15 protein-coding genes and 1 pseudogene are annotated in these 21,016 nt (G+C 66.9%); 8 read left to right on the forward strand and 8 right to left on the reverse strand.

All coding sequences use genetic code 11. The features are described from left to right. Positions 1 to 23: 23 nt before the first annotated feature. Positions 24 to 911, reverse strand: coding sequence for a metallophosphoesterase family protein (locus ACIGJC_RS21705; RefSeq protein ID WP_483714237.1), 888 nt, complete (start codon positions 909 to 911; stop codon positions 24 to 26). 188 nt (positions 912 to 1,099) lie between these two features. Between ACIGJC_RS21705 and ACIGJC_RS21710 the strand changes: the two genes are divergently transcribed. After that, the gene (locus ACIGJC_RS21710; protein WP_483714238.1) at positions 1,100 to 1,723 is read left to right on the forward strand and encodes an RNA polymerase sigma factor; all 624 of its coding nucleotides are present in this window, start codon (positions 1,100 to 1,102) and stop codon (positions 1,721 to 1,723) included. Continuing rightward, positions 1,710 to 2,507 carry an anti-sigma factor family protein gene (locus ACIGJC_RS21715; protein WP_483714240.1) on the forward strand — a complete coding sequence of 266 codons (798 nt, stop codon included), beginning with the start codon at positions 1,710 to 1,712 and terminating at the stop codon, positions 2,505 to 2,507. The genes ACIGJC_RS21710 and ACIGJC_RS21715 overlap by 14 nt, the downstream gene beginning before the upstream one ends. Before the next feature lie 36 nt (positions 2,508 to 2,543). Here ACIGJC_RS21715 and ACIGJC_RS21720 read toward each other — a convergent pair whose 3' ends face one another. After that, complete coding sequence (locus ACIGJC_RS21720; protein ID WP_483714241.1) at positions 2,544 to 4,235, reverse strand: MBL fold metallo-hydrolase; 1,692 nt, start codon at positions 4,233 to 4,235, stop codon at positions 2,544 to 2,546. 223 nt (positions 4,236 to 4,458) lie between these two features. Between ACIGJC_RS21720 and ACIGJC_RS21725 the strand changes: the two genes are divergently transcribed. Together ACIGJC_RS21725 and ACIGJC_RS21730 are read left to right on the forward strand one after the other, a co-directional pair. Next, positions 4,459 to 4,833, forward strand: coding sequence for a short-chain fatty acid transporter (locus ACIGJC_RS21725; protein WP_483714242.1), 375 nt, complete (start codon positions 4,459 to 4,461; stop codon positions 4,831 to 4,833). Positions 4,834 to 5,092: 259 nt separating this feature from the next. Then, positions 5,093 to 6,508 (forward strand): DUF1254 domain-containing protein, encoded by a 1,416-nt coding sequence (locus tag ACIGJC_RS21730; protein WP_483714243.1) that lies wholly within the window; start codon positions 5,093 to 5,095, stop codon positions 6,506 to 6,508. A gap of 78 nt (positions 6,509 to 6,586) precedes the next feature. Here ACIGJC_RS21730 and ACIGJC_RS21735 read toward each other — a convergent pair whose 3' ends face one another. Next, the gene (locus ACIGJC_RS21735; RefSeq protein WP_483714244.1) at positions 6,587 to 8,683 is read right to left on the reverse strand and encodes a TonB-dependent receptor family protein; all 2,097 of its coding nucleotides are present in this window, start codon (positions 8,681 to 8,683) and stop codon (positions 6,587 to 6,589) included. Between the two features lie 160 nt (positions 8,684 to 8,843). Continuing rightward, positions 8,844 to 11,213 carry a 5-methyltetrahydropteroyltriglutamate--homocysteine S-methyltransferase gene (gene metE / locus ACIGJC_RS21740; protein WP_483714246.1) on the reverse strand — a complete coding sequence of 790 codons (2,370 nt, stop codon included), beginning with the start codon at positions 11,211 to 11,213 and terminating at the stop codon, positions 8,844 to 8,846. A 135-nt stretch (positions 11,214 to 11,348) separates the two neighbouring features. Between metE and ACIGJC_RS21745 the strand changes: the two genes are divergently transcribed. Then, the gene (locus tag ACIGJC_RS21745; protein WP_483714247.1) at positions 11,349 to 12,266 is read left to right on the forward strand and encodes a LysR family transcriptional regulator; all 918 of its coding nucleotides are present in this window, start codon (positions 11,349 to 11,351) and stop codon (positions 12,264 to 12,266) included. Between the two features lie 9 nt (positions 12,267 to 12,275). On the opposite strand, the gene ACIGJC_RS21750 is transcribed toward ACIGJC_RS21745, so the two are convergent. Further along, a complete protein-coding gene (locus ACIGJC_RS21750) occupies positions 12,276 to 12,596 on the reverse strand; it encodes an AsnC family transcriptional regulator (RefSeq protein ID WP_483714248.1) in 321 nt (106 codons plus the stop codon). Positions 12,597 to 12,750: 154 nt separating this feature from the next. On the opposite strand from ACIGJC_RS21750, the gene ACIGJC_RS21755 reads away from it, so the two are divergent. Together ACIGJC_RS21755 and ribA are read left to right on the forward strand one after the other, a co-directional pair. Then, positions 12,751 to 13,221: an Lrp/AsnC family transcriptional regulator gene (locus ACIGJC_RS21755; protein ID WP_483714249.1), complete on the forward strand. Its 471-nt coding sequence runs from the start codon at positions 12,751 to 12,753 to the stop codon at positions 13,219 to 13,221. A gap of 154 nt (positions 13,222 to 13,375) precedes the next feature. Further along, a complete protein-coding gene (gene ribA / locus ACIGJC_RS21760; protein ID WP_483714250.1) occupies positions 13,376 to 13,972 on the forward strand; it encodes a GTP cyclohydrolase II in 597 nt (198 codons plus the stop codon). Between the two features lie 13 nt (positions 13,973 to 13,985). Here the strand turns inward: ribA and ACIGJC_RS21765 are convergent, their stop codons facing one another. The 3 genes and pseudogenes from ACIGJC_RS21765 to ACIGJC_RS21775 form a co-directional block, all read right to left on the reverse strand. Then, positions 13,986 to 14,231, reverse strand: coding sequence for a VapC50 family PIN domain-containing toxin (locus ACIGJC_RS21765; protein WP_483714251.1), 246 nt, complete (start codon positions 14,229 to 14,231; stop codon positions 13,986 to 13,988). After that, positions 14,129 to 14,362 (reverse strand): annotated as a pseudogene (locus ACIGJC_RS21770) (PIN domain-containing protein); the annotation flags it as partial. The pseudogene ACIGJC_RS21770 and the gene ACIGJC_RS21765, both read right to left, overlap by 103 nt. Then, positions 14,359 to 14,823 (reverse strand): helix-turn-helix domain-containing protein, encoded by a 465-nt coding sequence (locus ACIGJC_RS21775; protein WP_483714252.1) that lies wholly within the window; start codon positions 14,821 to 14,823, stop codon positions 14,359 to 14,361. The pseudogene ACIGJC_RS21770 and the gene ACIGJC_RS21775, both read right to left, overlap by 4 nt. 318 nt (positions 14,824 to 15,141) lie before the next feature. Between ACIGJC_RS21775 and uvrA the strand changes: the two genes are divergently transcribed. Continuing rightward, on the forward strand, positions 15,142 to 21,015 hold the full coding sequence (uvrA, locus tag ACIGJC_RS21780; RefSeq protein WP_483714253.1) for an excinuclease ABC subunit UvrA: 5,874 nt from the start codon (positions 15,142 to 15,144) through the stop codon (positions 21,013 to 21,015). The last annotated feature ends 1 nt before the right edge of the window (position 21,016 follow it).

The raw sequence follows: 21,016 nt of genomic DNA on the forward strand, positions 1-21,016 counted from the left end.
TCATTCTCCTTTTCGAGCCGCGGTCAGGTGGTGATGGGCCGTTCTTCCAGTGCCAGGCGCAACGGTGCCTGTTGCGTCGAGACCTGGCGCCATCCCAATCCCCGGTATGGGTGCTCGGCATCCCACGGCACGGGCTGGCGCATCGGCTGCGAGGCCGGCGGCGGTAGCGGGTAGATCAGCGAGCGCGCGGCGTGGTGCGTGATGTGGCCGGTCTGGTGGTGGTGTTCCTGGTGGATGTGGCCGTAGAAGACCGTGACGTTGCGGTATGGGTCAAGGCGCTGCAGGACGTCGGCGCCGTCGCGCGTCGCCCAGTCCCATTGCGGATACAGGTCGAACAACGGCCGGTGCGTGAACACGACGATCGGGGCGTCGCGCTGCTGGCGGGACAGGTCCGAGGCCAGCCAGTCGAGCTGAGCCGCGCCGACGCGCCCCGCCGGGTCGGAGACGTTGTCGAGCACGATAAAGTGGACGCCCTGGTGATCGAAGGTGTAGTGCGTGGGACCAAAGAACTCCTGGAAGGCCTTGCCTTGATCCAGGCTGGCATCGTGTTCGCCGGGCATCAGGTAGCGGGTCTTGACCTGGAGCGTGTCGATCTGCGCCTTGACTTCACGCATGCGCCGGCGCCGTTCGTCGGGGTCGTCGGTGGTGTGGGTCAGGTCGCCCGTAAAGACAATGAAATCGGGCGGGGCGGGCAGTGCATTGACGGCCGCGATGGCCTTGGGCAGCGTGCCGCGCGCGTCGGGGTTCGGCGGCCCCTGGAAGCCCCAGTGCAGGTCCGAAAGCTGCACGAAGTAGAAGTCCTTGCCCGGCGCTGCCGCCCAGCCAGGCAAGGCGGACGCCAGGACGGCGCCGCCCGCGGCGGCGGCAAGGCGCAGGAAATCGCGCCGGTTCGGAACGGGGTTGGCAGGCATGGCGTTCTCCTCGGAAGTCCGGCACAAGGCCGCATGCCTGTCATACCGCGCCGGGCCCGCTTCTATTCCCGCTGGATCGTCGGCACGCCAACACTCCGGGGCAACGGAATAAACTGCTAACGACGCCGGTAAACACGGCGGACGGAGGCCATCGCGCGGACTCCGCCAGGTCTGGACTAAGGAGTGCCGTGAACGCCGCTGACGAGCGCCGCCGGTTTGCCGAGCTGGTCCTGCCGCACCTGGATGCGGCCTACAACCTTGCGCGATGGCTGAGCGGTGGCGCGGCCGAGGCGGAAGACGTGGTGCAGGAGGCGCTGCTGCGCGCCTACACCTATTTCGGCAGCTATCACGGCGACCGCGCGCGGCCGTGGCTGCTGGCCATCGTGCGCAATACCTGGTTCTCCGCCTGGAACCGCGACCGGGCCGCCCGCGACGCCGCGCCGTATGAAGACGGCATCGATGTCGCCCAGGCGTGGCCCGGCTGGCAGGACGCCGGCGAGCGCGAGCCGCTGGGCTGCCTGCTGCGCGCCGAGGATGTCCGCCTGGTGCACGAGGCGCTGGCGCGCCTGCCGGCGCCGCTGCGGGAGGTGATCGTCCTGCGCGAACTGGAGGACCTGTGCTACCGCGATATCGCGCAGGTTGCCGCGATCCCGCTTGGCACGGTCATGTCGCGGCTGGCCCGGGCACGGCATGCGCTGGCCGCCGCGATATCGGCACTGCGCGTGGAGCGGGCCGGCGTGCCGCCGACGGAAGCGGCCCGTCCGGATGGCCTGGCAGGAACGGCCGGGGAGGTGGGCAATGGACTGCAATGAGGCTCGGTGGTTGCTGCATGCCGGCGCGGACGGGGAACTCGGCCCGGCCGACCTGGCGCGGCTGGACCCGCATCTGGCGTCGTGTCCCGCCTGCGCCGGGGAGATGGCCCGTATCCATGCTCTGCGTGACGCGGTGCGCGAAGGCGTCACCTATCATCACGCCGACAGCGCACTGCGGGCGCGGCTGATGGCAAGCCTGCCGGCGCCGCCGCGGGAACGTTCCCATACTGCGTGGGGCAAGCTGGGCGGGTGGATGCCCTGGGGCAACCCGGCGCGCCTAGGCGTCGCGCTGGCCATGGTGCTCGCCGTAGCGCTCGGCATCGGGCAACTGGCCCGCTACCGGTACGAAGGGGACGCGGTGGCCCGCGAGATGGTGTCCAGCCACGTCAGGGCGCTGCTCTCGGGCCGGCCGCTCGACGTGGCGTCGCTGGACCAGCATACGGTCAAGCCATGGTTCAACGGCCGGCTGGACTATGCGCCGGTCGTGCGGGACCTCTCGGCGCAAGGGTTCGTGCTGGCCGGCGGAAGGCTCGACTACCTGGATGGCCGTCCGGTGGCCGTGGTGGTCTACCGGCGCAACCAGCATCCCGTCGATGTGTTCGTCTTCCCGGAGGGCGCGGCAAGGCTGCCGCCGAAGGTATCGGGATCGCGGCAGGGCTACCAGCTCGAAAGCTGGGACGCCGACGGCATGCGGTTCCTGGCCATTACCGATGCCTCTGCCGACGACCTGCGTGCGCTGCGCCGGGCCTGGCAGGCGGGCGCGCCCGCCGCGCCGCTGCGATAGCCGCGCGGTGGTCGGTCCGGGCGGATCAGGCGCGGATCAGGCAATTTGCCAGCGGCCTGCTGTTTCGATGGCCTTTCCGTCCGCCACCAGCTTGAGCAGGTGCGCCAGCAGCGAACGCTGGGCCACCGGGTGCATGCGCTCCGGCACGTCGTCATAGACGCGCGGCAGCAGGGCTTCGATCGGGGCCGGGCCGAGATCGCGCAGCGCGTTGACGACCTTGGCCTCGCGATGCAGCCGGTGCCGCATCAGCAGGCGGATGGCTTCCTGCGGGCGCGCGATCAGGAAGCCGTGGCCCGGCGCCAGCCATTCCAGGTCTTCTTCCTGCAGGGCGGCCAGCGAATCGATGTAGGCGCGCATATCGCCATCGGGCGGGGCGATCACGACCGTGGAACCCTGCATGACATGGTCGCCGGTGAAGAGGGTCTTTTCTTCCTCGAGCATATAGCAAAGATGGTTCGACGCATGGCCCGGCGTATGAATGACGCGCAGCGTGCAGTCGTCGCCAATGGCGAGGCGTTCGCCATGCTGCAGCTCGCGCGCGGCGACAAAGCCGGTGTCCTGCCATTGGGTCGCCGGCGCGGCCCGGCCGAGTACCGTGGCGCCGGTGGCCGCCTGCAGCGCGGGGGCCGCGGGCGAATGGTCCAGATGCGTATGCGTGACCATGATCCAGCGAATCGGGCCCGGCGCGGCCGCCAGCACGGCCTGGACATGGGCGGCATCATCGGGGCCCGGATCGATCACGGCCCACTCATTGCGCGCGCCCCCGCCGACAAGGTAAGTATTGGTGCCGGGGCCTGTCATGACGCTGCCGTTATTGGCCGTGACGCGCCAGACCCGCTCCGACAGCTGCACGGGCTCGCCGGGGGCCAGTTCGTACCGCGCGTGGGCCCTGCCTTCCGGGTCGATGCGCCCGATCTCCGCATAGCACGACTCGTGGGGCATGACCGGCCGCACGCCGGCGGCGCCGGTGGCCAGCCGCGGCATGATGCAGGCGATGTCGCGCAACTTCGCGGTGCTGGCAAAGCAGTCGTGCGCCGTCTCGAAGTGGGCAACGGACTGCAGGGTGCGGCGCGTGACATGCATCATCGGCAGGCCGCTGGCCGGGTCCGCGGCTTCGCGGGGGCGGATCCAGCGGTGCTCGACGATCTCCATGCCGTCGTGGATCGCGACCTGGCCGGCGGGCGCGATCGCGACGAAGAATCGTGTGTCGAAGCGCTTGGGCAGGCCGGGCGGCGTGAGCCAGTAGCTGTGGTAGGCCAGGCGGTCCGGCGCCAGCCGCAGGCCCAGTTCGGCGCACGCATGCGCCAGGCCGGGGCCGCCGCGCTGCACCGCCTGGCGCAGGAAATCCTGCTGGGCGGCATCGAGGTGGCCCGGCGCCAGCAGCTCGCCGTCGCGGTGGTAAGCCAGCAGCAAGCCGGCTTCTTCAAAGCATTCGCGCACGGCCGCCAGGTAGAAGTCCAGCCCCTTGGCCGGCAGGTTCAGGCGCTCGCTGGCAGCGGCATCGTCGAGCCCGGCCGCATGGCGATGCAGGGCCTCGTCTTGCGGATCGAGCGTGCCGCCAGGAAATACATAGGCGCCACTGCTGCGGTCGTTGGCACGCTCGACGCGGCGGACCAGCAGGATTTCCATGCCCTGCGCGCCATCGCGCACCACCAGCAGGCTGGCAGCGGCGCGCAACAGGGTGGACGGCTTGGCGGACTGGATCGGGGTTGTCTCTGTCGTTGTCATTGTGTCGGCGCGCGGGCGGGCCCGCGCGGCTGGATGTGGCAGGAACGGTCTGGCGCCGGTGCCAGGGTCGGGCGATGTTTCGTGGCAGCCCCATAGTTTAGCGGCGATGGCCGCTTCGCTCCGCCCCGGGGATTTCCGTATGGCCGCGCCGGTGCAGAGTTGTGCATTTGGCATTTCCGGCCAGGAAGACCTAATCTGATTGCAGTACTGCACTTTCAGGAGGATGCCCGCTGTGTCCCGAGCCTCGTACCTGTGCCTGGCCTTCGCGTTGCTGCTGGCCGCTTGCGAGACGCCGCCGCAGCAGGCGACCCGGCCCGCATCGCACCCGGCGCCGGAGCCCAGGATCGTGCCGAAGGTGGCGGCCGACGCCTGCGAGCAGGCCGTTACCAGCAATGTGAAAAGGGGACACCCCGAGCCCGGCAGCCTCTTCCTGCTGGAAGACCGGGAACAGGTCAGCCCGCGCCCTGGGGGCATGGCCGCAGTCACGGGCGAAGGCACGTTCGAACCGGACAACAGCCAGGCCTCGATCGGATTCCGCTTCACCTGCCTCTACAACGGGCGCACGGCCCGCGTCGATGACGTGCAGCTGCGCTATTGAAGTCCCCACGGCAGACCTTCCGCGAAGATCTGCGCATCGTATTGCAATCTGTTGCAGCAGGCCTACAGTTGACGGACAAGGGCGCCTTCCCGGCGCCGCTTGGTTCGCTTCCCCTCGCAACTCTGCCTGATAGGAATTGACACATACAGGGTGGGCGGACATGATTCGGTCGGAATAGATGCGCCTCGGGGGTAACTTGGCTCAAGCCATTGTCGACCCCGCAAGAAGGCCGCCAAGAACAAATCAGGGAATCGGGGTCATGAATCCTTCCATCCGCCACATGGCGGGCGTCGCGGCGCTCGCCCTACTGCTCGGCGCCTGCTCCACCACGCATGAACCTGTCGCGAAGGTTGCCGCCGAGCAGCCGCCGTCGAACCAGGCCATGAAGGCGCTCTCCGCCGAAGTCTTCACCTACGCCTACCCGCTGGTGCTGATGGACGTGACGCGCGAGCTGATGAGCCTGCGCACGCCGCCCAATACCTTCAGCCACAAGCGCACCTTCCCGGACGCCAGCTTCACCGAAGTGGTCACCCCCAATGCCGATACGCTGTATTCGTCGGCGTGGCTGGACCTGTCCAAGGAGCCCGTGGTGCTGTCGGTGCCCGATACCCGCGGCCGCTACTACCTGATGCCGCTGATGGACGCGTGGACCAACGTCTTCGCCTCGCCCGGCAAGCGCACCACCGGCACGCAGCGCGGCAACTTCGTCATCACCGGTCCGGGCTGGGAAGGTCCGCTGCCCAAGGGCATGAAGCAGATCAAGTCGCCCACGGCCATGGTCTGGCTGATCGGGCGCACCCAGGCCAACGGCAAGAAGGATTTCCCTGCCGTGCACCGCCTGCAGGACCAGTACCGGCTGACGCCGCTGTCCGCTTGGCAGATGGGCGTACGCGCGGCGCCGGTGAAGCCGGCAGCGCCTTCGCCGACGCTGGACACGCAATCCCCGCCGGTCGAGCAGGTCGCGGCCATGGACGCGCAGGCGTTCTTCAGCCGCTTTGCAAGCCTGTTGCCGGCGAATCCGCCCGCCCCGGCGGACGCCGTCATGGTGGAGAAAATTCGCCGCATGGGGCTGGAGCCGGGCGTGCCGTTCAAGACCACGGTGCTTGAACCCGCCACCGCGCGTGCCGTGCAGGAAGGCGCGACCGCGGCGCTGCAGGGGATCTACGAGATGTCCCGCCGCGGCAACGCCGACGCCGGCAATGGCTGGGTCATGCACCGCGACCTGGGCAACTACGGTATCAACTACGGGCGCCGTGCGGTCACGGCCATGGTCGGGCTGGGCGCCAACCTGCCCGAAGACGCGATCTATGCCTCGACCCGGACCGACGCCGCCGGCAAGGCGCTGCAGGGCAGTACCAGCTACGTCCTGCACTTCGCCAAGGACCAGCTGCCGCCCGCCAGGGCATTCTGGTCGTTGTCGCTGTACAACCAGCGCCAGGCCTTCGTCGAGAATCCGATCGGCCGCTATGCCATCGGCAGCCGCGACCGACTGCGCTATAACCGAGACGGCTCGCTCGATATCTATATCCAGCATGAGCGTCCGGAGCGCGGCAGGGTGGCCAACTGGCTGCCGGCCCCGCCCGATGCGCTCAACATGACCCTGCGCGCCTACTGGCCGGAGCAGGCGCTGCTCGACGGAACCTGGATGCCGCCTCCGGTGGAACGTGCAAACTGACGCCGTTTCTGACCGCAAAAGAAAAGGCCGCGTCCCCGGAACGCGGCCTTTCTGCTTGGCCTTGTCAGAGCCATCCGGTCAGAACTTGTATCGCACGCCGGCATACAGCGCGCGGCCCGAGCCCGGATAAAACACCGCCGTATTGGCCGTGCGCGCATCGGTGACCGTGCTGAAGTCGCTCACGTAGCGCTTGTTGCCAAGGTTGCGCGCATCCAGGAAGACCGTCAGGCCCTGCTTGAAGTCATAGCTGGCCTGCACGCCGAACAGCACGTACGACGGCACCTTGAGGGTGTTCGCGTAGTCGACGAAGGCCCCGGTCGGCACCCAGTCGATCGTGCCGGCGATGCGTAGCCCCGACGCCTGGCTGTACGCCAGCGTGGTCCGCAGCACGTGCTCCGGCACGCCGGCAATGCGGTTGTTGCCGTACTGCGGATCATTGTCGAAGCGGAAATCGCTGTAGTTCCACAGTTGCGACAGCGTGACCTTGTCGGCCGTGGTGGCGACGTTCTGCAGCAGGTCGGCGCTCAAGCCCAGTTCCACGCCCTGCAGCGTGGTGCGGTTGGCATTGAAGGTGGCGGCCGGCACGTTGGGGTTGGTCGTGTACTGCAGCAACTGGTCGCGCACCAGCGAGCGGTACAGCGTGAGATCCCAGGCCAGCCGTTCGCGGCGCCCGCGCGTGCCCAACTCCAGGGTCCAGCCGTGCTGGGCGGAGAGCGGGACGAATTGCGTGGTGGTGCTGATGGTCTGGTTCAGGTCACTGAAGTCCGGCACATCGGCGCTGCGCGTGATGTCGGCAAAGGCCTGCACGTCCTTGACCGGTTCCCACAGCACGCCGAACTTGGGGTTCACGCCGCTGTAGGTGGTGTCGTCGGCCTTGGGCACGGGGTTGGCGGGCAGGCCGCCGAAGTCCTTGTAACGACGCTCGTTGTAGTAGGCCTTGGCACCGGCCATCAGCGCAACGGTGGGCACTACGTAGAGACGGTCTTCCAGGTAGGCCTCGTAGTTGTAGGCATCCTGCCGGGCATCGAGCGTCTGGGCGCCGCGGTTGCCCGAGACGTTGACATACTGGCGCGCGTCATTGTTGCCGCCAAAGAACCTGGCCCCGGCGATGACCTGGTTGCGCATGCCACCGACAGTCTGCGTTCCGGTATAGCGCGGCGCGAAGCCATAGGTCCAGTAGTCCTGGTCGACAACCTGGAAGATCGGGTGGTACAGGCTCTTGTGGATGACCCAGGTGGAAAAATCCAGCTGGCCGCTGTCGAGCTTGACCGTGGTGACGTTGGCCAGCCGTTCGGTGCGCGTGTTGCGCGCCTGGTCGCCGGCCAGCGCGCTGGCGGACGCCCTGGTCGGGTTGTTCAGCGCATCCTGCAGCGACAGCGTGCCGGGCAGGAGCTGGTCGACGACGTAGGCGCCAACATAGAAGCGCGTCTCGACCGTCGGGCTGAAGCGATAGCCGAAATTGGCGTTGAGCTGTTCATACTGGCCGCGCTCGTGGTCCCGGTAGCCTTCCGAGTGATCCACGCTCAGGTTGGCCAGGAAATCGAAGTTGCCGATCTGGCGCGAGACCTGGCCCGCCGCGCGAACGGTGCCGAAGCTGCCGCCGTCGACGCGTATCTGGTTGGGCGACTCCGCAGTGAAGGCCGTGGGCGTGGTGAAGTTGATGGCGCCCCCGAGCGTGGAGCTGCCGTACGCCAGGCCGTTGCCGCCCTTGTAGACCTCGGCCGCGTTCAGGCCAACCGGGTCGATCTGGTAGAAGTCGCCGCTGCCATCGGCGAAGTTGGTCGGCACGCCGTCCTGCAGGATTTCCAGGCCGCGCGTGTGGAAGCCGCGCGCAATGCCAGACCCGCGGACGGACAGTCGCAGCTCCTGGCCATAGCGCTCCTGCACATAGACGCCGGGGGCGTCCTTGAGCACATCGCGCAGGTTGCTGGCGTATGTGTTGGCGTAGCTTTCCGCATCGACAAAGCCGACCGAGCCGGCCGACTGGTACAGCGATTCGCGCTGCTTCGCCACGCCCGGCGCGGTCAGCGAACCTTCGGCCTTTGCCGTAGCGGTGACCGTGGGCAGCGTGACCGGCTCCGCTCCGGTGACAGGAACGGACTGCGCGATGGCAGCGCCGGTCAGTGCGGCGGCTGGCAGCGCCGCGGCACGCCGCCAGTGTCTGGCTCTTCTCATGATTTCCCTTTGCCGGCACATCGGCATCCGCCAGGAACGGATGCCGGTGCTCTGAGTGTAATTCGACAGCCGGCAAGGATACGGAGCGCGGGTCGCTGCGGCTATGTGACACAGCGCCGCACAGGCGGCGCCGCGGTCACAGTCCGGGGCCGGGCTGCGCTCAGGCCGCGCGCGCGTTGCAGCCGCAGTCCGCGCTGTGGCGATGTGCCGCCGGTACCGCCTGCTGGCGCGACACGCGCTGCCATGCCGGCGCGTCGTGGCCGGCCAGGCGGCTGCGCAGCTTGCGGGCCGCCGACACCATATTTGCCAGCGCGGCCTCGGTCTCTTCCCAGCCGCGCGTCTTCAATCCGCAGTCCGGGTTGACCCACAGGCGCTGCGGCGGCACGACTTCGCAGGCGCGGTCGAGCAGCGTTTCCATGGCCTCCACCGACGGTACGCGAGGCGAGTGGATGTCATAGACGCCCGGTCCGATCTCGTTCGGGTAATCGAAATCGCCGAACCCTTCCAGCAGTTCCATGGCCGAGCGCGAGGTCTCGATCGTGATCACGTCCGCGTCCATGGCCGCGATCGACGGGAGGATGTCGTTGAACTCGGCATAGCACATGTGGGTGTGGATCTGGGTCTGGTCCGCCACGCCCGCGGCCGACAGCCGGAAGGCATTGACCGCCCACGCCAGGTAGGCATCCCAGTCGGCGCGGCGCAGCGGCAGGCCCTCGCGCAGCGCCGGCTCGTCGATCTGGATCACGCGGATGCCGGCCTGCTCCAAATCGCAGACCTCGTCGCGGATCGCCAGTGCCAGTTGACGCGCGGTATCGGCACGCGGCTGATCGTCGCGCACGAACGACCACTGCAGCATGGTGACCGGTCCGGTCAGCATGCCCTTCATCGGGCGGTCGGTCAGCGACTGCGCATAGCGCGCCGTGTCCACGGTCATCGGCTCGGGGCGGTACACGTCGCCGTAGATGACGGGCGGCTTGACGCACCGCGAGCCGTAGCTCTGCACCCAGCCGTTTTCCGTGAAGGCGTAGCCGCACAGCTGCTCGCCGAAGTATTCGACCATGTCGTTGCGCTCGGCTTCGCCGTGGACCAGCACGTCCAGGCCCAGCGCTTCCTGCTTGCGCACGGCCAGCTCGATGTCGCCACGGATGCGCTGCAGGTACTCCAGCGCGCCGATGTCGCCGCGCTTGAACGCCGCACGGGTCTGGCGGATGGTGGCGGTCTGCGGGAACGAGCCGATGGTGGTGGTGGGGAGCAGCGGCAGCTGCAGGGCCTGGCGCTGGCGTTCGATGCGCGCGTCGAACGGGCTCGCGCGCTCGGCCATGTCGGGCGTGACCGCGGCCAGGCGCTGCTGCACACGCGGATTGACCACGCGGCGCGACTGGCGGCGCGAAGCCTGGACGGCATCCGATGCATCGAGGTGGGCGGCGACGCTGGCCTCGCCCTGGTTCAGCGCCGTGGCCAGCACGCGCAGTTCGCCCAGCTTCTCCGTGGCAAAGGCCAGCCAGGATTGCAGCTCGGCATCGAGGCGCACTTCATGTTCGAGCGATACCGGCACATGCAGCAGCGAGCACGACGGCGCGACCCACAGGCGCTCGCCGAGTTCGGCGTGCAATGGGCGCAGCGTGTCGAGCGCACGGCGCAGGTCGGTACGCCAGATATTGCGGCCGTCGATCACGCCGACAGACAGCACGGCATCGGCGGGAAGCGCCTGGCGCCAGGCATCGAGCTGGGCGGGTGCCCGCACCAGGTCGATGTGGAAGCCTTGCACGGGCAGCGTGGCGGCGCGGGCGGCATGGTCGGCCGCACTGTCGAAATAGGTGGCCAGCAGCAGCTTCACGCCGGATTGGGCCAGCAAGGCGTAGGCCTGGTCAAAGGCGTTCAGCCAGCCGTCGTCGATGTCCAGGCTCAGCACCGGCTCGTCGATCTGCACCCACTCGATGCCACGGGCCTGCAGGCGGGCAAGAATGCGCTGGTAGGCCTGCGCCAGTTGCGGCAGCAGCGACAGCTTGTCGAACCCCGCTTCATGCGTCTTGGACAGCCACAAGTAGGTGACCGGCCCGATCAGCGCCGGCCGCGCCTTCAGGCCAAGCGCCAGCGCTTCTTCGATCTCCTCGAAGAACCAGTCAGGGCCGCCGTCGAAGCGCGTGGCCGAGTCCAGTTCCGGCACCAGGTAGTGATAGTTCGTATCGAACCACTTGGTCATTTCCAGCGCCGGCTGCTCCCGGTTGCCACGGGCCAGTTCAAAGTACCGGGCCAGCGTCAGGCCGGCTGCATCAAAGCCGAAGCGGCGCGGCAGCGCGCCGAGCAGCGTGGTCAGGCTCAGCATCTGGTCGTAGTACGCGAAGTCGCCTGTGGCGACCGTGTCCAGGCCGCTGTCCGCTTGCAGTTGCCAGTGGCGGCGGCGCAGCGTGGCCGCCACCGTGCGCAAGTCCGCTTCCGTGCTTTCGCCGCGCCAGAACGACTCCTGCGCGAATTTCAGTTCACGGCGCGCGCCAATGCGCGGAAAGCCGAGGATATGTGTGCGTGCCATGACGATGCTCCCAAAGGTCTTGTCTGGCGCACAGTGTCGGTTTCACCGTAAAATGAATCAAGCGACATGTTTTAAACAAAGTATGAATCAATTTCATATCAAGAGCCGGCAGCTTGCCGGCGCAAGGGGCCAGCGGTGATCGAGGTCAGGCATTTCCGCTCGCTGGTGGCGATCGCGGAATCGGGCAAGCTGGCGACAGCCGCCGAGCGCGTGCACGTGAGCCAGTCGGCGTTGTCCCACCAGATCAAGGCGATCGAGGCGCACTACGGGCTGCCGCTGTTCGACCGCACGCGCCAGGGGCTGCGCTTCACGCCAGCGGGCGAACGCCTGCTGGCGCTGGCGCGCGAGGTGCTGGCCGCCGTCAGCGCGGCCGATCGCGATATCGAGCGGCTCAAGGGCGATACACGAGGCGAACTGCGGGTAGTGCTGGAGTGCCACACCTGCTTCGACTGGCTGATGCCGGTGATGGACGAGTTCCGCCGGCGCTGGCCGGAGGTGGAAGTCGATCTCGTGGCGGGCTTTCACGCGGATCCGATCGCCTTGCTGGGCGAAGGGCGGGCAGACATGGTGATCGGCTCCATGCCGGCGACGCGACGCGGTCTTGAAGTCGCACCGCTGTTCCGCTTCGAGATCCTGGCCGTGCTGGCCAACGAGCACCGCCTGCGCAACAAGCGGCGTATCGAGGCCGCCGACCTGGAGGGCGAGACGCTGATCACCTACCCGGTGCCCGAGCCGCGTATCGACCTGATCCGCGAGGTGCTGGAACCGGCGGGAATCCACCTGCAGCGGCGTACCGCCGAGCTGACCGTGGCCGTGCTTCAACTGGTCGCCAGTCGCCGTGGCGTGGCGGCGTTGCCGAACTGGGGCGTGAAGAACTACGTCGACCACGATTACGTGCTGGCCAAACGCATTGGGACGAAAGGGCTGTGGAGCGAGTTGTACGCCACGGTTCCGGCCGCCATCTCGCAGCGGCCCTATGTGGCGGACTTCGTGTCGATCGTCCGGGATATCTGCGCCGCCCAACTGGACGGCATCGAATTGCTGCCGGCTTGAACCGGCAAGTCAGGCGTGCAGGGCCAGGGCGGATGCGAAGGTAGCCGGGACGGCGGCGTACTCGCCCGGTTCGTCGTTCCCGAAATCCGCCGTCAAGACCTCCACGTCCATGCCGTTGCCTAGGCGTCGGACGAAGAGGTGCAGCAAGTCGGCATCGGCCGCGGTCAGCGTGGCATTTACCCGATGCCGGGCGGAGGCATCAAATTGCAATTGCCGCAGGGACAGGCCAGTGCGGCGTGCATTGGCCAGGACCCATTCCATGGCGCCAAGCAGATCATCGTCGCTCAGGCGGAAATCGAGTTGCAAAGTCGGGCGAGAGGTGGCGAGCATGTGACGTGGAAAGCAAGTGTATCGGTCAGGTAAATTTACCAGCCGGCCGGGAAAATGAGCTTCTGAAATTCCTGCGGAATGGCGCTATCAGAAGAAGAATCATCTTCATGAAATAGAATATCAAAAAGATGATTCCTCTCTATGGAGATATCCCGTGGCATCTGTCCCCAAGCTCGACGAAATCGACCGCCGCATCCTGCGCGAATTGCGGCGCGATGGCCGGTTGTCGAATGCCAGGCTCGCGGAGCAGGTTGGCCTGTCCGCCACGCCGTGCTGGAACCGCGTGCGCGCACTTGAAGAAAGCGGCGTGATCGAAGGCTATGCGGCGCTGCTGAACCAGAAGGCGCTGGGCCTGCCGGATACGGTCCTGATCGAGGTCACGCTGGAGCGCCATGACGACGAAATGTTCGACCGTTTCGGCAAGGCGCTGGCCGAATTGCCGGAAGTGCTGGAGGCCCATCTGCTGACGGGCGAGTATGACTACCTGATCAAGGTAGCCGTGGCCGGCACCGAGGGCTACGAGGAGTTCCTGCGGCACAAGCTCTACAAGCTGCCGGGCCTGCGCCACAGCCACTCGACCTTCATACTGCGGACCTTGAAAAGAGAGCCCTCCGTCGCGCCATAGGTCGATTCCAGCCGTTTGCATGAGGCCATTGCAGGCTTCTGAACAAGCCGTTCAAAGCGCCCGTGGGCGCTGTCGACAAGCGCCAAGATACAATTCCGCTCATAATATCGAGCGGCGCCGGCCTGGCCGGCCCCTGATTTCCTTGAATACCGGTATGAACGACACAGAAATTACGCTGATCGATTCGGCGCGCCTGCCCACCCGATTCGGCGAATTCACCGCACACGCCTTCAAGGGCGTAGATTCGGGCACCGAGCACCTTGCCCTCAGCGTGGGAGACATCACGGGCGAAGATGTGCTGATCCGCATGCATTCGGAGTGCCTGACCGGTGACGTGTTTGGATCCTGCCGCTGCGATTGCGGCCCTCAGCTGGAACTGGCGATGGAAAAGATCGCCGCCGAAGGGCGCGGCATCCTGCTGTACCTGCGTGGACACGAAGGCCGTGGCATCGGCCTGGCCGAGAAGATCCGCGCCTACGCGCTGCAAGACACCGGGCTCGATACGGTCGACGCCAACCTGGCACTCGGCCAGGCCATCGACGCACGCAACTATGCGTTCGCCGCCGACCTGCTGCACCAGTGGGGCGTGAAGTCCGTGCGCCTGATGAGCAATAACCCCCTCAAGGCCGATGCACTCGAGAAGGCCGGCATCGTCGTGAAAGAACAGCTGCGGCATATCGTCCCTGCCAACGCCGAAAACGAAAAATACCTGGCGACCAAGCGGTCACGGATGGGACATTTGCTGGACTGAGCATTATGGCCGGCTACAAGGTCGGCCGGTAGGACTCCAGTTCTTTCGCCGTGCCTCGCAGGCCTTGCCTGACCAGGGTCTCCAGATAGGCCTCGGCACTCAGCACTGGATTTCGCAGCGTGCGGCGGTGGTCTTGCACAGCACCGACCAATGCCGCGACACCACCGCATCCGGTACGGCGGTGTCCATCAGTGCGGATGTCCGATCGAGCTGGCTGCGCGACAGATCCGGCCGGATCTTCAGCAGATTGCGTTTCCATTCCTCATGGATGCGCGCGGTCCAGCGCGCGCGGAAGCGCCCCGAAAGCGCCAGCCAGACGAGCAAATCGCGCAACGGCGCCGGGTAGAGGACGCAGGCATCGTACAAGACCGTAAATGTGGAATGCCTCACTCGTAGCCCATTCCCAATGCTTGTGCCTGTGCCGCGAGCTCGGTCATTGCATCGGTACTGACCCGATCGCGTTTTCGCTTGTACTCCATCAGGTCGTGAAAACGTACTCGCCGGTGCTTGCCGGTCTTGTGGAAGGGCAGCGCGCCGTCTTCAAGCAGTTTGACCAGGTACGGCCGCGAGACATTGAGCAGATCGGCCCCTTCCTGGGTGGTCAGTTCCGCATGAACCGGAACGACCTGCACGGCGTTGCCGTCGGCCAGTTGAGCCAGGATATCCACCAGCAGCCGCAGCGCGGTGGTCGGCAACTCGATCTGATGGGGTTCATTCCTTTCGTCGAAGATCTGGATCTTCTGTATATCGAAGCCGGTCGCAAGGTAGGCAGCCAGCATGCGGTGGCCCAGTCCGGCCGCCTGGACTTCCTTTTCTCCGGGAAGGCTCATGGTAGTCAGGTTGGCGGTCATTTTCGGAATCTCGTAGGTTTCAGCGGCAGCCCACACACCCTATTCGAAACAAACGAAATTCGCAATAAACGAAATACACTGAGTTGTCGAAGACGTCACGATAGTGCTTTCGGCCGATGCCGCAAGAAGCGTGTCTTGTTCCTTTCCAGAGTGTTAAACTGTATGGATATACAGTAGTTGGGCGGCGCGGGTTCCGCGAGCTTGGAGCGCCCCCGAAAGGGCGTGCATGCGCGCGCCCACCGCTGTGCTAAGGTATTTTTCTCGCGCGGCCCGGCACGCCCGTTGGCCGACTAACTATTTGATCCAAAAGAGAAAAACGTGTCGAGCAAGCAGCTGATCCGTATTCGGGGCGCCCGCCAGCACAACCTCAAGGATGTCGACCTCGATCTCCGCCCCGGCGAGATGACGGTGGTGACCGGCCCCTCCGGGTCGGGCAAGTCCAGCCTGGTGTTCGACACACTCTATGCGGAGGGCCAGCGGCGCTACGTGGAAACGTTCAGTGCCTACGCGCGCCAGTTCCTCGACCGCATGGATCGTCCGCAGGTGGAGCGCGTGGATGGCGTACCGCCGGCCATCGCGATCGACCAGACCAACCCGGTGCGGAGTTCGCGCTCGACGGTCGGGACGATGACCGAGCTGAACGACCACCTGAAGCTGCTCTATGCGCGCGCCGCGGAACTGTTCGACCGGCAGACCGCACAGCCCGTGCGGCACGATTCGCCCGAAACGATCTATGCGGAACTGGTCTCCCGCACCGCCGAAGGCCAGCCGCACCACGATGCGCGCCTGGTCGTGACGTTCCCGGTCGAGCTGCCAGAGTCGACCACCGAAGAGGAAGTCCAGCAATGGCTGTCGGTCAGCGGCTATACGCGCGTTCAGGCGCAGCGCGTGGTCGAATCGCCGACCGGGTCGCGCAAGATGCTCGACGTGGTGGCCGATCGCTTCCGCGTCGGGTCGGTCGAAAAGGCGCGCGCGGTGGAAGCGATCGAAGCCTCGCTGCGGCGCGGGGGCGGCCGGGTCAACATCTATGTCCTGGCCGAGGAAGGCGAGGGCCCCATCTGGCGCTTTTCCACTGGGCTGCACAGCCCCGACAGCGACCTGCGCTATGCCGATCCGCAGCCGGCGCTGTTCTCGTTCAACTCAGCCTATGGGGCCTGCGAGACCTGCCGCGGGTTTGGCCGCGTGATCGGCGTGGATCTCGGGCTGGTCATTCCGGACGTGCGCAAAAGCCTGCGCCAGGGCGCCATCAAGCCGATGCAGACGCCGGCGTGGAAGGAATGCCAGGACGACCTGATGCGCTACGCCATCAAGGCCGACATCCCGCGCGACACGCCGTGGTCGGAGTTGACCGATGCCCAGCGCCACTGGGTCGTGCATGGCTCGCCCGACTGGAATGGCCAGTGGAACAAGCAGTGGTACGGCGTCATGCGCTTCTTCAGCTACCTGGAGTCCAAGGCGTACAAGATGCATATCCGCGTGCTGCTGTCCAAGTACCGTAGCTATACGCCGTGCGAAACCTGCGGCGGCGCGCGCCTGAAGACGGAATCGTTGCTCTGGCGCCTGGGTTCGAAGGACAACGCCGACACCGTGCTGCCGCCCGAACGCCGCTTCCTGCCGCGCGGCGTGGACTGGGACCGCACCCAGCTCGAGGCATTGCCCGGCCTGACCGTGCATGACCTGATGCTGATGCCGATCGCGCGCATCCGCCGTTTCTTCGATGACCTGACGCTATCGGGCAGCATGCTCGACGATGCGCTCAAGCTGCTGCTGGCGGAAGTCCGTACACGGCTCAAGTACCTGTGCGACGTGGGCCTGGGCTACCTGACACTGGATCGCCAGAGCCGCACGCTGTCGGGCGGCGAGGTCCAGCGCATCAACCTGACCACGGCACTCGGCACCTCGCTGGTCAACACGCTGTTCGTGCTGGACGAGCCGAGCATCGGCCTGCACCCGCGCGACCTGAATCGCATTGTCGAGGCCATGCACCGCTTGCGCGATGCCGGCAACACGCTCGTGGTGGTCGAACACGACCCGTCGGTGATGCTGGCCGCCGACCGCCTGATCGACATGGGCCCCGGCCCGGGCGAACGTGGCGGCACCATCATCTTTGACGGCACGCCCAAGGACATCCGCGCCGCGGGCACGCTCACCGGCGACTACCTGGGCGGACGCAAGCGCGTGGCCGACGCTTCGCACTGGCAGCGTCGCCCGGTGGATGACACCGGGCCGCGCATCGTGCTGGAAGGCGCGACCGAGCACAACCTGCAGGACGTGACGGTGGAAATCCCGCTGCAGCGGCTGGTGTGCGTGACGGGCGTATCCGGCTCGGGCAAGTCCACGCTGCTGCAGGACGTGCTGTACCCCGCCATGGCGCGCCATTTCGGCAAGGCCACGGAATCGCCGGGCGCGCACCGCGCGCTGCGTGGCGCGGACCTCGTCGATGACGTGGTGTTCGTCGACCAGTCGCCGATCGGCAAGACCGCGCGTTCAAATCCGGCCAGCTACGTGGGCGCATTCGACGAGATCCGAAAGATCTTCGCCAAGGCGCCGATGGCCATACAGCGCAGCTATACGGCAGGAACCTTCAGCTTCAACTCCGGCGACGGGCGCTGCCCGACCTGCGGCGGCTCGGGCTTCGAGCACGTCGAGATGCAGTTCCTCAGCGACGTCTACCTGCGCTGCCCGGATTGCGACGGCACCCGCTACCGTCCCGAAGTGCTGGAGGTGAAGATCGAGCGCACCGTGCCGGGGCGGCCGCCGCGCGCGCTGAGCGTGGCCGACGTGCTCGAACTGACCGTGTCCGAGGCCGTCACCTATTTCGCCGGCGACGCAGCGGTGCTGCGCGTGCTGCAACCCATCGTCGATGTCGGCCTGGAGTACGTGAAGCTGGGCCAGCCCGTGCCGACGCTGTCGGGCGGCGAGGCGCAGCGCCTCAAGCTAGCAGGCTTCCTGGCCGAAGCCGCGCAGGCGGCGCAGCCCAAGGGCCGCGTGATTCGCCCGGACACATCCCCCAAGCGCCTGTTCATGTTCGACGAGCCCACCACGGGCCTCCATTTCGACGATATCGCCAAGCTGATGCGCGCGTTCGGCAAACTGCTGGATGGCGGCCATTCGCTGGTGGTGATCGAGCACAACCTGGACGTAGTCCGCGCCGCCGACTGGCTGATCGACCTCGGCCCGGAAGGTGGCGATGCCGGCGGCCGGGTGGTCTGCACGGGCACCCCGGACGATGTGAAGGGCTGCGCGGAGTCGCATACCGGCCAGGCGCTGATCCACTACGACGCCGCGCTGGGCGAGGCCGGGACGCTGGCCGCCGAGCGCGCCGAAAGCGACGGCGTGCCGTTGCAAGCCGCATTGCAGGCCCGGCGCGCACGCCGCGTGATCGAAGGCGAGGATGTGGTGCGCATCGTCAACGCGCACGAACATAACCTGAAATCGCTCAACGTCGATATTCCGCACGGCAAGTTCAACGTGGTGACAGGGGTGTCGGGTTCGGGCAAGTCGACGCTCGCATTCGACATCCTGTTCCACGAAGGGCAGCGCCGCTACCTGGAGTCGCTCAACGCCTATGCGCGTTCGATCGTGCAGCCGGCGGGCCGCCCGGAGGTCGATGCGGTCTACGGCATTCCGCCGACCGTTGCGATCGAGCAGCGCCTGTCGCGCGGCGGCCGCAAGAGCACGGTCGCGACCACGTCGGAAGTCTGGCACTTCCTGCGCTTGCTGTATGTGAAGCTGGGCATCCAGCACTGCGTGCATGACGGCGCGCCGGTGACCTCGCAAAGTCCTGACTCCATCGCGGCTCAGCTCCTGCGCGACCATCGCGGCGAGCATGTCGGCTTCCTCGCGCCGCTGGTGGTGAACCGCAAGGGCGTCTATACGGATCTCGCCAAATGGGCCAAGGCGCGCGGCAATACGCACCTGCGCGTGGACGGCGAATTCCTGCCGGTCGATCCATGGCCACGTCTGGACCGCTTCCGCGAGCACACCATCGAGCTGCCCGTGGGCGACCTGGTGATCTCACCCGACAACGAAGGGCAGTTGCGCGCCTTGCTCGCGCAAGCGCTCGAAGCCGGCAAGGGCGTGATGCACCTGCTGGCGCCGCTCGACGGCCTGCACGACGCCATGCATGGCGGCGACGGCACCGCGCATGTGGGCGAGGTCAAAGTATTTTCGACCAAGCGCGCCTGCCCCGTCTGCGGCACCAGCTACCCCGAGCTGGACCCGCGCATGTTCTCGTACAACAGCAAGCATGGCTGGTGCACCACCTGCGTGGGCACGGGCCTGACGCTGACGCGCGAGCAGCGCGCGGTGTTCGACGACACCGTGCTGGCCGGCGATGACCGCGGCCGCGAGCAAAGCCTGCCGTCCGAGGAGCAGGAGCCGGAAGGCGTGGGCGATACCCCGTGTCCGGACTGCCATGGCACGCGCCTGAACCTGGTCGCGCGCGCCGTGACCTTCGACGAGAACGCGATTGTCGACGTGGCGCAGTGGACGGTTTCGGACACCCGCCGCTGGGTCGACGGGCTGCACCTGACCGGACGCGATGCCGACATCGCGCGCGATGTCATCAGCGAGATCGGCAGCCGCTTGCAGTTCCTGGAGGAAGTCGGGCTTGGCTACCTGAGCCTGGACCGTGCCGCGCCGAGCCTGTCCGGCGGCGAGGCACAGCGCATCCGCCTGGCCGCGCAGCTCGGCAGCAACCTTCAGGGCGTGTGCTATGTGCTGGACGAACCGACCATCGGCCTGCATCCGCGCGACAACAAGATCCTGCTCGATGCGCTGCGAAAGCTCGGCGACAAGGGCAATACGCTGGTGGTCGTGGAGCACGACGAAGACACCATCCGTCGGGCCGACCACATCATCGATATCGGTCCTGGCGCGGGCAAGCGCGGCGGCACGCTGGTGGCGCAGGGCGGCGTGGCGGACCTGGCTGCCGCGGCAGGTTCCACCACCGGGCAATTCCTGGCCCGGCCCATCGTCCATCCGCTGCAGGCGCGGCGCACGGTCAGGCCTGGCGCAGCAGGCAAGCCTGCCGATCCGCCCGAATGGCTCACCGTCCACGGGGCGTCGCTGCACAACCTGCGCAATGTCACGGCGCGCATTCCGCTGGCGCGGCTGGTGGCGATCACGGGCGTCAGCGGTTCGGGCAAGTCCACCCTCGCGCGCGATGTGCTGATGACCAACCTGCTCGATGCGGTGGGCCGTTCGGTGATGTCGTCGCCGGCCACGCGCCGCGCGCGCAATGCCGCGCAGCAGGCGGCCGGCGCCAAGGGCGCCCGGGCAGAGAAGAAGGCGCTGAAGGTCGAGCACAACTGGCACGGCTGCGACGCGATCACGGGTTGGGAATCGATCGACCGCGTGCTGGAAGTCGACCAGACCCCCATTGGCAAGACGCCGCGCTCGTGTCCGGCCACGTATATCGGTGTGTGGGACACCATTCGCCGCCTGTTCGCCGACACGCTGGAAGCGCGTGCGCGTGGCTACACTGCGTCGCGCTTCTCGTTCAATACGGGCGACGGCCGCTGCCCGGCCTGCGAAGGGCAGGGCGTGCGCACCATCGGCATGAGCTTCCTGCCGGACGTCAAGGTGCCATGCGATGTCTGCCACGGCCAGCGCTTCAACCCCGAGACCCTGGCCGTGACCTGGCGCGGCAAGAACATCGGCGAAGTGCTGACGATGGAGATCGACGAAGCGTTGGAATTTTTCTCCGCGATGTCGAACATCGCCCATCCGCTGCAGCTCATGAAGGATGTCGGCCTGGGCTACCTGACGCTCGGACAGCCATCCCCCACGCTGTCCGGCGGCGAAGCGCAGCGCATCAAGCTGGTCACGGAGCTGAGCAAGGTGCGCGATGACATCACGCGCCGCGGGCAGAAGGCGCCGCACACGCTGTACGTACTGGACGAACCGACCGTGGGCCTCCACATGGCCGACGTGGCGCGCCTGATCCGCGTGCTGCACCGGCTCACCGACGGTGGTCACAGCGTGGTGGTGATCGAGCATGACCTGGACGTGATCGCCGAGGCCGACTGGATCATCGACCTGGGCCCCGAAGGTGGCGCAGGCGGTGGCACCATTGTCGGCGCGACCGATCCGGAGTCGCTGTCGCGCCTGCCCGCCAGCCACACCGGCGCGGCGCTGGTGCCCGTGCTGGCACGTACCGAGGAGCCGGCACGCGCCAGCGTCGGCTGAA

The organism is Cupriavidus sp. C3SS-1 (assembly GCF_057073755.1).

What these genes read in the sequence shown, in the direction of transcription:
- ACIGJC_RS21720 (WP_483714241.1), bottom strand. Translation starts at nt 4,235, where the DNA reads ATGACAACGACAGAGACAACCCCGATCCAGTCCGCCAAGCCGTCCACC.
- ACIGJC_RS21765 (WP_483714251.1), bottom strand. Translation starts at nt 14,231, where the DNA reads ATGGAAACGCAATCTGCTGAAGATCCGGCCGGATCTGTCGCGCAGCCA.
- ACIGJC_RS21705 (WP_483714237.1), bottom strand. Translation starts at nt 911, where the DNA reads ATGCCTGCCAACCCCGTTCCGAACCGGCGCGATTTCCTGCGCCTTGCC.
- ribA (WP_483714250.1), top strand. Translation starts at nt 13,376, where the DNA reads ATGAACGACACAGAAATTACGCTGATCGATTCGGCGCGCCTGCCCACC.
- ACIGJC_RS21750 (WP_483714248.1), bottom strand. Translation starts at nt 12,596, where the DNA reads ATGCTCGCCACCTCTCGCCCGACTTTGCAACTCGATTTCCGCCTGAGC.
- ACIGJC_RS21715 (WP_483714240.1), top strand. Translation starts at nt 1,710, where the DNA reads ATGGACTGCAATGAGGCTCGGTGGTTGCTGCATGCCGGCGCGGACGGG.
- ACIGJC_RS21730 (WP_483714243.1), top strand. Translation starts at nt 5,093, where the DNA reads ATGAATCCTTCCATCCGCCACATGGCGGGCGTCGCGGCGCTCGCCCTA.
- ACIGJC_RS21735 (WP_483714244.1), bottom strand. Translation starts at nt 8,683, where the DNA reads ATGAGAAGAGCCAGACACTGGCGGCGTGCCGCGGCGCTGCCAGCCGCC.
- metE (WP_483714246.1), bottom strand. Translation starts at nt 11,213, where the DNA reads ATGGCACGCACACATATCCTCGGCTTTCCGCGCATTGGCGCGCGCCGT.
- ACIGJC_RS21775 (WP_483714252.1), bottom strand. Translation starts at nt 14,823, where the DNA reads ATGACCGCCAACCTGACTACCATGAGCCTTCCCGGAGAAAAGGAAGTC.
- ACIGJC_RS21725 (WP_483714242.1), top strand. Translation starts at nt 4,459, where the DNA reads ATGCCCGCTGTGTCCCGAGCCTCGTACCTGTGCCTGGCCTTCGCGTTG.